An 11256-nucleotide genomic window follows, 5' to 3' on the forward strand; every position below is an offset into this window, starting at 1 on the left:
TGCTCCCGATCTGCCTGAGCGGCGCCCGCCAGGAAAAAACCGGAACCCTGGGCACTTGCCGACAGTCGCACGCTTGAGCCCTGGTGCAGGAACCTCCATGTCAACGCCACCCGAACAACCGCCATTGCCACCGCCACTCCTGTATTTACTGTGCCTGACCCTGGCGCTGTTTCTCAGCGGCTGGCTGCCCTTGCCGCTGCCGGTCAATAACGGCGTGCGCAGCCTGGCAGTGATCCTAATTGTCTTCGGGCAGGGCTTGTCGTTCTGGGCCATGTGGCGTTTCCGGCAACAGCGCACCACCTCCAGCAACTTCGACCAGCCCGACCAGTTGCTCCGCGATGGCCCCTTCGCCATCTCGCGCAACCCGATCAACCTGGGCGACACCCTGGGCTACTGCGCCATTGCCCTGCTGCTGGGCAACCTGTGGCCCTGGCTGTTGCTGCCGGGGCTGCTGTACCTGATGAACCGCACGGTGATCCGCCCGGACGAGAGACAACTGCTGGAGCTCTTTGGCCAGCCCTACCGTGACTACTGCCGCAAGGTCCGGCGCTGGTTGTAGCGACAGGCGCGAACCGGGGTCTATAGTTCAGGGCACCATGCAGAGGGCCAGCCCATGACCGAGCAACACGACGACCGCCGACGCTTCAAACGCATCGCCTTCGATGCCCGGACCGAACTCAGCCAAGGCACCCACCGCTGGCCGGTACGGCTGCTGGATCTTTCACTGAAGGGCCTGCTGATCGAGCGCCCCGACCCGTGGCTGGGCGACCCGGCGCGCCCCTTCGAGGCCGACATTCACCTGAGCTCCGACGCCGATGTGCGCATGGACGTACAACTGGCCCATGACAATAAGGGCCAACTGGGTTTCGTCTGCCTGCACATCGGCCTGGAGTCCATCGAGCACCTCAGGCGCCTGATCGAGTTGAACCTGGGAGACCCCGAGGAGCTTGAGCGCGAGCTCGGGGCCTTGATCGATATCTGATGGCCTTTCAGGGAAACAGCGCGGGCTCGGGAAACTCGCTTTCCGTGTCCCAGTAACCCGCCTGCTGGCGCGTGGCGACAGTCCACTGGCCGTCGGCATAACGGAAGGTGCGATAGGTGGTAACGAACTCTTCGTTCTCCATCGATGAAGCGGACGACACCTGCTGGATGCTTTCCGTGCCGCCACCAACGGACGGTACGATCTGCCAGGCCGCCTTGCCGGTCTGGGCAAACACCAGCGGCTGCTTCTCCGCGCCCTCCCCCTGGCACAGCACCGGGTCCAACTGATTCTGTTCCGGCATCAGCACTTGGGTGGCCGGGCCGCTGTAGCTGCCCATGGGAGCGGTCTGGTCGATGGTCAGGAAAAACGCCGGGGACGGCAGGCCGTTCAGCGGTGCCTTTTCCACGGTGGCCATCGGGTAGCCCAGGGACTTCTGCGCCAGTACCTCGCCGCTATCGGACACCAGGCGCGCCTGGGCTCCCAACGGCGCGCTCGGCTGATCCCCCTCCGGCTCGGCAAAGCTGTCGGCGTCCAGGCCATTGCCCCAGCTATCGGCATGCAACTGGGGGGTGATGCGCACATCCTCCAGCACCTCCAGCACCGAACCGTCGCCCACCAGCACCTGCTGGGCAATCCGATAGCCTTCCGGCACCTCGGCCGGCTGTGCCAGGGCCAGGCCGCAATAGCCCAGCAACCCCCAACCCAACACCCGCCCCCTGAATCCGCTCATGGCCATATCACCTGCTTCCTTTCAAAAAAGACCAGCATGCTTACTCGAAAAGTGCATCCAGCGCCTGCTCCAGGCGGGTCACGGCAATGATCTTCAAGCCCGGCGGCGCCTCTTTCGGCGCGTTGCCCTTGGGCACGATAGCTCGCTTGAAGCCGTGCTTGGCCGCTTCCTTCAAGCGCTCCTGACCGCTGGGCACCGGGCGCACCTCACCCGACAGGCCGACTTCGCCAAACACCAGCAGGTCATGGGGCAACGGACGGTTGCGCAGGCTCGACATCACGGCGGCCATCAACGCCAGGTCGGAGGCGGTTTCCAGCACCTTGACCCCGCCCACCACGTTGAGGAACACATCCTGATCGTGGGTGGGGATGCCGCCATGGCGATGCAGCACCGCCAGCAGCATGGCCAGGCGGTTCTGGTCCAGGCCCAGGGTCACCCGGCGCGGGTTGGCCAAGTGGCTGTCATCCACCAGCGCCTGGACCTCCACCAGCATCGGCCGGGTGCCTTCCCAGGTGGCCATCACCACGCTGCCCGGAACCTCTTCCTGGGCACGAGTGAGGAAAATCGCCGAAGGATTGGAGACCTCCTTCAATCCGCGGTCAGTCATGCCGAATACACCCAGCTCATTCACCGCACCGAAACGGTTCTTCACCGCCCGCAGCAAGCGCAGGCGCCCGTCGGATTCGCCTTCGAAATACAGCACGGTGTCCACCATGTGCTCCAGCACCCGCGGCCCGGCCAGGGCGCCTTCCTTGGTCACGTGGCCGACGAGGAAGATCGCCGTGCCGCTCTGCTTGGCGTAGCGCACCAGCAAGGCCGCGCTCTCGCGCACCTGGGACACGCCGCCCGGGGCCGACTGCAGTTGTTCGGTGAAAATCGTCTGGATCGAGTCGATCACCATGACCTTGGGTTTTTCTACCCGGGCCGTGGCGATGATGGTTTCGATGCAGGTCTCGGTCATCACCCGCAGTTGGTCCTGGGGCAGGCCCAGGCGCCGGGCGCGCATCGCCACCTGCTGCTGGGATTCCTCACCGGTGACATACAGCGCCGGCATGCGCGTGGCGATATTGCACAGGGTCTGCAGCAGGATGGTCGACTTGCCGATCCCCGGATCACCACCGATCAGCACCACCGAACCGTCCACCAGGCCGCCGCCCAGTACCCGGTCGAGTTCACCGGAAGCGGTGGAGAAACGCGGGATTTCCTCGACGCTGACTTCCGCCAGGGTCTTGATCTGCGCCTGCTGCCCGGCCCAGCCGGTGCGCCCGGCAGGTGCCGCCGCGCCGCCGCTTTCGATCATGGTCTCGGTCAGGGTGTTCCAGGCCCCGCACTCACCGCACTGCCCGGCCCATTTGGGAAAGGTGGAGCCGCACTCGGTGCAGCCGTACATGCGCTTGGCCTTGGCCATCTGAACCCCCGGCAAAAACCGCGATGATAGCTCAGCTGGCGCGGATCAGCGCGGTGCGGCGGTACGTATCTGCCCGCTGGCCAGGCGCGTGGCGCTATTGCCCAGGGGATCCTCGGCATTCAGGTCGGCGCCCTTGGCGGCCAGGGCGTCAAGCAATTCGACCCGCTTGAACAACCCGGCGTACATGGCGGCGGTCTGCCCGGCGCCATTGCGCTGGTCGGGGCTGCAATCGGCGGCCAGCAGGCGCCGGGCGATCTGCACCTCGCCCTTGAAGATCGCCCCCATCAAGGCCGTGTTGCCACGCTTGTCCTGGGCGCAGGCGTTGGCCCCAGCGGCCAGCAGGCGCTCCACCGCCGGGCCCTGGCCGTGATAGGCCGCGAGGATCAGCGCGGTGTAGCCCTTTTCATCCTGGGTATCGAGGGAATAGCCGGCCGCGATAAAGGTGTCGAGCATTTCCACATCGCCACGGCGGGCGGCATCGAAATAGTAGTTTTCCAGCTGGACCTTGACCGCCACCGGGTCGGCGGCGGCCGCTGCTTCGGCCGTAGGCTGCGCGTAGGCGGCAAACGACCAGGCCACTGACAGCAGCGCTATAAAAAGACGCATGGCGCGACTCCTCTGTCGGAAAAAGACGTCACGCCCGGGCGGGCGTGACGGGTAAGGCTCGCTCGATCAGTCGCTCAACTTCGCCGCCAGGGCCTTGACTCGGGCCAGGTCGCCCTTGGCCACCTTGGTCACCCCAGTGCCGTATTCCGGGTCGGCCTTGTAAAGGAACGACAGCATGATGTGCTTGCTCTCATCATCAGTGGTGGCCAGGGAGCCGCCGAAGCTGTCGATCAGGTCCTGGCGTTCCTTCTTGCTGAAGGAGCGATACAGGTCACCGGCCTGCTTGAAGTTCTGCTCGCGCTGGATCTTCGCCTGCTGGGTGCTGCCCGCCAGCGCCATCTGGCTGTAGCGCGCGGTCTGCGGCTCTTCGCGTGGCATCAGGCGGCTTGGCTGGTAGTTGACCCCCGTGCTGCTGTGGCCCAGGTTCATCGCGCCGTCCTGGTTGCCGTTGTTCACCGGGTTCTTCGGCGCGTTGATCGGCAGTTGCAGGGCATTGGCGCCGATGCGGTACATCTGGGTATCGGCATAGGAGAACACCCGGCCTTGCAGCAGGCGGTCTTCCGACGGTTCGATGCCTGGCACCAGATTGGCCGGTGCCATGGCCACTTGCTCGGTTTCCTGGAAGACGTTGGCCGGATTGCGGTTCAACACCATCTGCCCGACTTTGCGCTCGGGCACACCGGGCCAGATCTTGGTAGCGTCCAGCGGGTCGAAATCAAACTTGGCCAGGTCTTCGGGTTTCAATACCTGGACATACAAGTCCCACTTGGGAAAGTCCCCTTTATTAATGTGGGTTACCAAGTCATTAGTCATATGACTGTAATCGCGCCCCTGTACCTCCACCACTTGTTTCGGGTCGAGATTCTTCAGACCCTGCAGGCTCTTCCAGTGGAACTTCACGTAGTGCACTTCGCCCTTGGCGTTGATCAACTTGTAGGCATGCACACCATTACCGTCCATTTCCCGGTAACTGGCCGGAGTGCCGGAGTTGGAATACAGCTCGGTCAGAGTACGAGTGGCTTCTGGAACATGGGAGAAGAAGTCGAAACGCCGCGAGTCATCGTCGAGATTGGTGCGCGGGTCGGGTTTGAACGCATGCACCATGTCCGGGAACTTGATGGCATCACGAATGAAGAAGGTCGGGAAGTTGTTGCCCACCAGGTCCCAGTTACCGTCCGCGGTATAGAACTTGGTGGCGAAGCCCCGTGGATCGCGCAAGGTTTCCGGGGAGTGGTTGCCATGCACCACCGCCGAGAAACGCACGAATACCGGGGTCACTTCGCCGGCGGCAAACACCTTGGCACGGGTCAGGTCCGTGAGGTTGTCGGTTACCGTGAAAGTACCGTGGGCACCCGTGCCACGGGCATGCACCACACGCTCTGGAATGCGCTCGCGGTCGAACCGCTGGAGTTTCTGAATCAACTGCACGTCTTGCAACAGCACCGGGCCGGTGGCGCCCGCAGTCTGCGAATTCTGGTTGTCGCCCACTGCCGCACCGTTGTCGCGGGTCAGCGTGGCGGCCTGTACGGAAAGGGAAAGCATACTGGCGGCAAGCACGCCCAGTACGCGTCGCTGGGAAAGACTCCCAAGGCCAAGAGAAGCGGTCATGTTGTATTCCTCTAGTTATATAAGGCGCATCTCGATGCGCCTGCTAGAGGCTAGTGACTAAATATTTGAAAGATAAATAGAAAGGCCGTAACCGCTCGATTGACAGAATGTACTGGTTATATCGTGGGGCGCGGGGTATATCGCGCGCGATTTGATGGCACTTTGAATAAACTATTTGCCTCTTTATCGGTCGATAACCCCGCGAGCTGTAAAAAGTTGTTTCGGCAAAATGCTTTTTGCTGAATTACACTGCCGTAACCAACCTCATCTGTAGCAAGGAATAACCTATGGGCGTGCTAAGTGAATTCAAGGCCTTCGCGGTCAAAGGTAATGTGGTCGATATGGCCGTCGGTATCATCATCGGCGCCGCGTTCGGCAAGATCGTCTCGTCCTTTGTTGGCGACGTGGTCATGCCGCCAATCGGCCTGCTGATCGGTGGGGTGAACTTCGGGGATCTGGCGGTCACGCTCAAGGCGGCTGCGGGCGATACGCCGGCAGTGGTCTTGGCGTACGGCAAGTTCATCCAGAGCATCATCGACTTCGTGATCATTGCCTTCGCCATCTTCATGGGGGTCAAGGTGATCAACCGTCTCAAGCGCGAAGAAGCCGTGGCCCCGACGCTGCCGCCGGTGCCGACCAAGGAAGAAGAGCTGCTGGGGGAGATCCGCGATCTGCTCAAGGCTCAGAACAACAAGCCCTGAGGCTGATCCCGCAATACGACAACGGCGCCCTGATGGCGCCGTTTTCATTACCAGTAGTTTTCCACCGCCACCTGCCCCGGTCGCCGGGTCAAGCTCAGGCTCATGCCCCGCTGCTTGAGCAGGGCGCGGGTGTCATCGATCATCTGCGGGTTGCCGCAGAGCATCACCCGGGAGTGCTCGGGGCTCAGCTCCACGCCGGCGGCACGCTCCAGCTCACCGTTCTCGATCAACTGGGTGATGCGCCCGTTGAGGCTGCCCGGATGCTGCTCGCGGGTCACGGTGCTGATGAATTGCAGCTTGTGGGCAAATTCCGCCAGGTATTCGCGCTGGGGCAACTCGGCCAGCAGGCGCTGATAGGCCAGCTCCTTGGCCTCGCGCACGCTATAGACCAGGATGATGCGTTCGAATTTTTCCCACACCTCGAAGTCCTGGAGGATCGACAGGAACGGCGCAATCCCGGTGCCGGTGGATAGCAACCAGAGGTCGCGACCATCGACGAAACGGTCCAGGGTCAGGTAGCCAAAGGCCTGGCGATCCACCAGCAGGCTGTCCCCCACTTCCAGGCGGCTCAGCTCGCTGGTGAACTCGCCGCCGGGCACCACGATGGAAAAGAACTCGAGAAACTCATCGAACGGCGACGACACCATGGAATAGGCGCGCCACACCGTACTGCCGTCGGCCTTGGTCACCCCGAGGCGAGCGAACTGCCCGGCACGAAAGCGAAAACCCGCATCCCGGGTGGTTCGCAGGGTGAACAGGCTGGAGGTCAAGGGCTGGACCTCGAGCAGGGTCTGGCGGGTGTACTTTTCTTCACTGGCAGTCATGACAGGCTCCACAAAACCGATGCGCTAGTGTCCCGCAAAGCGCCGCGCAGAAACACCGGCGGTTTGTAGTGGCATAGAGCGCGGGCAATCAGCGACAAAAAAACGTACCATTTAGCCCCGCTTCGAACAGCCCGCACTGCCGCTGTCCGAGGGTTCCCGTGCGCTCGACAGCCCCCACCGCCGGGACATTCACCGATTACCTAGAGTCCGCCCCATGCCCCTGCTTGCAAGCCCCTTCGCCCAGCTCGACCTGATCCGCCAGCCCGAACAGCAGAACGAGCCACTGCAAGCCTTCGACGCGGCGGACGAATACCTGCTCAATCACCTGGCCGAACAACAAGCGGCCAGCGACACCCGGGTGCTGGTGCTCAACGACAGCTTCGGCGCCCTGGCCGCGAGCCTGCTGGGCAAGGTCCAGGTCAGCAGCAGTGGCGACTCCTACCTGGGCGCCCTGGCCCTGGAAAAGAACCTGGTGCGCAACGGCCTGCCCTTCGACGCCGTGCGCGTGGTGCCGGCCAGCGAGCCCCTGGCCGGCCCCTTCGACCGGGTGCTGATCCGCGTCCCCAAGACCCTGGCCCTGCTGGAAGAGCAACTGATCCGCCTGCAAGGGCAACTGGCCCCCGGCGCCCAGGTGGTGGCGGCGGCGATGGTCAAGCACCTGCCCCGCGCCGCCGGTGATTTGCTGGAGCGCTACATCGGCCCGGTCCAGGCCTCGCTGGCGGTGAAAAAAGCTCGGCTGCTGATTGCCACGCCGCAAGACAAGCAGCCCGTCGTGTCGCCCTACCCGACCCGCTATCGCCTGGAACAGCCGGCCATCGAGCTGCTCAACCACGCCAACGTGTTCTGCCGCGAAGGCCTGGACATCGGCACCCGCGCCTTCCTCCCGCACCTGCCGCAGAACCTCGGCAGCGCCCGGGTCGCGGACCTGGGCTGCGGCAACGGCGTCCTGGCCATTGCCAGCGCCCTGGACAACCCCCAGGCCCATTACACCCTGGTGGACGAATCCTTCATGGCGGTGCAATCGGCCCGGGAGAACTGGCAGGCCGTGCTGGGCGAGCGCGAAGCCCAAATGCGAGCCGGCGACGGCCTGGCCGGACAGGCAGCGCAATCCCTGGAGGTGGTGCTGTGCAACCCGCCGTTCCACCAGCAGCAGGTGGTGGGCGACTTCCTCGCCTGGCGCATGTTCCAGCAGGCCCGGGAGGCCCTGGTGGTAGGGGGCGCACTGTACATCGTCGGCAACCGCCACCTGGGCTACCACAGCAAGCTGGCGCGGCTGTTCCGCGGCGTCGAGCAAGTGGCGGCAACCCCCAAGTTCGTCATCCTCAAGGCCCGCAAGTAAGGGCTCGCCAGAACACAGCGGCCTTTTCGACAGGCAAAAAAAACCCTCCACCAAGGGAGGGTTGAAACCGAGCCGCAAGGCAACGGGATGGGATGATCAGTGGGTGGTCAGGCCTGCGGCATTCATGAACATGCGCATCAGGCTGGCGACCACGAACAGGGCCAGGACACTGCCGCCCCAGATCATTACCAGCCAACCCAGGCGCTGCCACAGCGGCTTCTTTTCCGCCTGTTCGATTTCCTGCAAAGAGTGTTTACCGCTCATGACCTCAACTCCTGCCTAACCCGGATTCCCGTAGGAGCTGGCGTGCCAGCGAAAGCGACCGCAAGCTCGGCGCAAGGCGCGAAGGCCTCTTCGCCGGCAAGCCGGCTCCTACCTAGTGATAACCGTCTTCGTGGGTGACCTTGCCGCGGAACACGTAGTAGCTCCAGAAGGTATAACCCAGGATGAACGGGATGATGAACAAGGTGCCCACCAGCATGAAGCCCTGGCTCTGCGGCGGCGCGGCGGCGTCCCAGATGGAGATCGACGGTGGCACTATGTTCGGCCACAGGCTGATGCCCAGGCCGCTGTAGCCGAGGAAGATCAGCACCAGGGTCAGCAGGAACGGCGTGTAGTGGGCGTTGCGGGCCACGGCGCGGAGCAGGCCGTACATGGTCACCAGCACCAGGATCGGCACCGGCAGGAACCAGAACAGGTTCGGCAGGGTGAACCAGCGCGCGGCAATCTCGGCGTGGGCCAGGGGCGTCCAGATGCTGACGACGCCGATCACCGCCAGCACCACGTAGGCCAGGGGCCGCGCCAGGTCATGCATCTGCAGTTGCAGCTTGCCTTCGGTTTTCATGATCAGCCAGGTGCAACCGAGCAAGGCATAGGCCACCACCAGCGCCAGGCCGCAGAACAGGGTGAACGGGGTCAGCCAGTCCAGGGAACCGCCGGCGAACTGGCGGTTGACCACCGGCAGCCCATCGATGAATGCCCCCAGGGCCACGCCCTGGAAGAAGGTCGCCGCCACCGAGCCGCCGATGAAGGCCTTGTCCCAGATGTGGCGCTTGTCTTCCTTGGCCTTGAAGCGGAACTCGAAGGCCACGCCGCGGAAGATCAGGCCCACCAGCATCAGGATCAGCGGCAGGTAGAGTGCCGAGAGCACCACCGAGTAGGCCAGCGGGAAGGCGCCGAACAACGCCGCGCCGCCCAGTACCAGCCAGGTTTCGTTGCCGTCCCAGACAGGCGCGACGGTGTTCATCATTACGTCACGGTCGCGGTCGTCCTTGACGAACGGGAAGAGAATCCCGATCCCCAGGTCGAAGCCGTCCATGACCACGTACATCATGATGCCGAAGATGATAATCACGGCCCAGAGCAGCGGAAGATCAATACCCATGACTCAGTTCCCCTTGTTCAGGCGGGTGCCGTGGTCGGCGTCGTGGTCATCGTCGGCTGCGGACAGCGGACGGGCCGGGGTGCGTTTCTGGCCGGGGCCACCGTGGCTGGTTTCGGCACCTTCGTTGGTAACCGGGCCTTTGCGCACCAGGCGCATCATGTAGCCGATACCCACGCCGAACAGCGAGAAGTACACCACCACGAACAGCGCCAGGGTGATGCTCATCTGCACAAAGCTGTGGCCGGAAGAGGCATCCGCCGTGCGCATCAGGCCATAGACCACCCACGGCTGGCGGCCGATCTCGGTGGTGAACCAGCCGGCCAGGATCGCGATCAACCCGGAGGGGCCCATCCACAACGCCAGGTACAGGAACGGGCGCGAGGTGTAGAGGGTGTCGCGCTTGCGCAGCCAGAGGCTCCACAGGCCGGTGAAGATCATCAGCATGCCCAGGCCGACCATGATCCGGAACGACCAGAAGACGATGGTCGAGTTGGGCCGGTCCTCGGGTGGGAACTCCTTGAGCGCCGGCACCTGCTTGTCCAGGGAGTGGGTGAGAATCAGGCTGCCCAGGTAGGGGATTTCCACCGCGAACCGGGTCTTCTCGGCCTTCATGTCCGGCCAGCCGAAGAGGATCAGCGGAGTCGGCTCGTTACCGACATTTTCCCAGTGACCTTCGATGGCGGCGATTTTCGCCGGCTGGTGCTTGAGGGTATTGAGCCCGTGGAAGTCACCGATCACCGCCTGCACCGGCGCCACGATCAGGGCCATCCACATGGCCATGGAGAGCATGCGACGAATGGCCGGGTTGTCCCGTCCCCGCAGCAAGTGCCAGGCTGCCGACGAGCCGACGAAGAACGCCGTGGCGACGAACGCCGCTACAGCCATGTGCGCCAGGCGATAGGGGAATGACGGGTTGAAGATCACCGCCAGCCAATCCACCGGGATCACCTGGCCGTTGACGATTTCATAGCCTTGCGGGGTCTGCATCCAGCTGTTGGACGAGAGGATCCAGAAGGTCGAGATCAGGGTGCCGATGGCCACCATCACCGTGGAGAAGAAGTGCAGCTTGCGCCCGACCTTGTTCCAGCCGAACAGCATCACCCCGAGGAAACCGGCTTCCAGGAAGAAGGCCGTGAGCACTTCATAGGTGAGCAGGGGGCCGGTGACAGAACCGGCAAAATCCGAGAAGCGGCTCCAGTTGGTGCCGAACTGGTAAGCCATCACCAGACCGGAGACCACACCCATGCCGAAGTTGACGGCAAAGATCTTCGACCAGAAGTGGTAGAGATCGCGGTAGGTGTCGTCGCGGGTCTTCAGCCAGAGGCCTTCGAGTACCGCCAGGTAGCTCGCCAGGCCGATGGTGATCGCCGGGAACAGGATATGGAACGAGATGGTGAACGCGAACTGAATTCGGGCGAGATCAAGAGCCTCTAAACCGAACATAAGCTTTCCTCTATCAGGTAATACCGGCTGCCGGCCAGAGGCCTGCACCCACTGCCCCCACGGATATGGAGTGCGGCGAATTCGGATTCGTTCTTTTTTAAACCATCGCTACGCAGGGAGTCTGGCACTTGGGCCACCACATCAGCCTTTGCAAAAAGGTTTTGATCTGGATCAAGCAACGTTGAAAGAGTAGTCCTAATTTCGCCATGCAACTCTGTGGTTATTTGCCGC

General features: G+C 63.1%; 12 protein-coding genes. 4 read left to right on the forward strand and 8 right to left on the reverse strand.

Annotation, left to right across the window (positions count from 1 at the left end):
• Positions 1-97: 97 nt before the first annotated feature.
• Together AC1RGE_RS28850 and AC1RGE_RS28855 are read left to right on the forward strand one after the other, a co-directional pair.
• Complete coding sequence (locus tag AC1RGE_RS28850; protein WP_015637107.1) at positions 98-559, forward strand: methyltransferase family protein; 462 nt, start codon at positions 98-100, stop codon at positions 557-559.
• A gap of 54 nt (positions 560-613) precedes the next feature.
• On the forward strand, positions 614-982 hold the full coding sequence (locus AC1RGE_RS28855; protein ID WP_011063578.1) for a PilZ domain-containing protein: 369 nt from the start codon (positions 614-616) through the stop codon (positions 980-982).
• Positions 983-989: 7 nt separating this feature from the next.
• Here the strand turns inward: AC1RGE_RS28855 and AC1RGE_RS28860 are convergent, their stop codons facing one another.
• The 4 genes from AC1RGE_RS28860 to katB form a co-directional block, all read right to left on the reverse strand.
• Positions 990-1718 (reverse strand): hypothetical protein, encoded by a 729-nt coding sequence (locus AC1RGE_RS28860; protein WP_019095099.1) that lies wholly within the window; start codon positions 1716-1718, stop codon positions 990-992.
• Between the two features lie 34 nt (positions 1719-1752).
• Positions 1753-3120: a DNA repair protein RadA gene (radA, locus tag AC1RGE_RS28865; protein WP_011063580.1), complete on the reverse strand. Its 1368-nt coding sequence runs from the start codon at positions 3118-3120 to the stop codon at positions 1753-1755.
• 45 nt (positions 3121-3165) lie between these two features.
• Positions 3166-3726 (reverse strand): ankyrin repeat domain-containing protein, encoded by a 561-nt coding sequence (locus tag AC1RGE_RS28870; RefSeq protein WP_015637109.1) that lies wholly within the window; start codon positions 3724-3726, stop codon positions 3166-3168.
• A 66-nt stretch (positions 3727-3792) separates the two neighbouring features.
• Entirely contained in the window at positions 3793-5334 is a 1542-nt protein-coding gene (gene katB, locus AC1RGE_RS28875; protein WP_053160119.1) for a catalase KatB, read from the reverse strand.
• 287 nt (positions 5335-5621) lie between these two features.
• On the opposite strand from katB, the gene mscL reads away from it, so the two are divergent.
• Complete coding sequence (mscL, locus tag AC1RGE_RS28880) at positions 5622-6035, forward strand: large-conductance mechanosensitive channel protein MscL (protein ID WP_011063583.1); 414 nt, start codon at positions 5622-5624, stop codon at positions 6033-6035.
• Positions 6036-6082: 47 nt separating this feature from the next.
• On the opposite strand, the gene AC1RGE_RS28885 is transcribed toward mscL, so the two are convergent.
• The gene (locus tag AC1RGE_RS28885; protein WP_019095097.1) at positions 6083-6859 is read right to left on the reverse strand and encodes a ferredoxin--NADP reductase; all 777 of its coding nucleotides are present in this window, start codon (positions 6857-6859) and stop codon (positions 6083-6085) included.
• 214 nt (positions 6860-7073) lie between these two features.
• Between AC1RGE_RS28885 and AC1RGE_RS28890 the strand changes: the two genes are divergently transcribed.
• Positions 7074-8198, forward strand: coding sequence for a methyltransferase (locus tag AC1RGE_RS28890; RefSeq protein WP_041119963.1), 1125 nt, complete (start codon positions 7074-7076; stop codon positions 8196-8198).
• Between the two features lie 96 nt (positions 8199-8294).
• Here AC1RGE_RS28890 and AC1RGE_RS28895 read toward each other — a convergent pair whose 3' ends face one another.
• The 3 genes from AC1RGE_RS28895 to AC1RGE_RS28905 form a co-directional block, all read right to left on the reverse strand.
• Positions 8295-8462 carry a DUF2474 domain-containing protein gene (locus tag AC1RGE_RS28895; RefSeq protein WP_011063586.1) on the reverse strand — a complete coding sequence of 56 codons (168 nt, stop codon included), beginning with the start codon at positions 8460-8462 and terminating at the stop codon, positions 8295-8297.
• A 112-nt stretch (positions 8463-8574) separates the two neighbouring features.
• Positions 8575-9582: a cytochrome d ubiquinol oxidase subunit II gene (gene cydB, locus AC1RGE_RS28900; RefSeq protein ID WP_011063587.1), complete on the reverse strand. Its 1008-nt coding sequence runs from the start codon at positions 9580-9582 to the stop codon at positions 8575-8577.
• 3 nt (positions 9583-9585) lie between these two features.
• The gene (locus AC1RGE_RS28905; RefSeq protein ID WP_011063588.1) at positions 9586-11025 is read right to left on the reverse strand and encodes a cytochrome ubiquinol oxidase subunit I; all 1440 of its coding nucleotides are present in this window, start codon (positions 11023-11025) and stop codon (positions 9586-9588) included.
• Positions 11026-11256 lie beyond the last annotated feature (231 nt).

The sequence above is a fragment of the Pseudomonas sp. GW823-FHT02C05 genome (assembly GCF_058797595.1).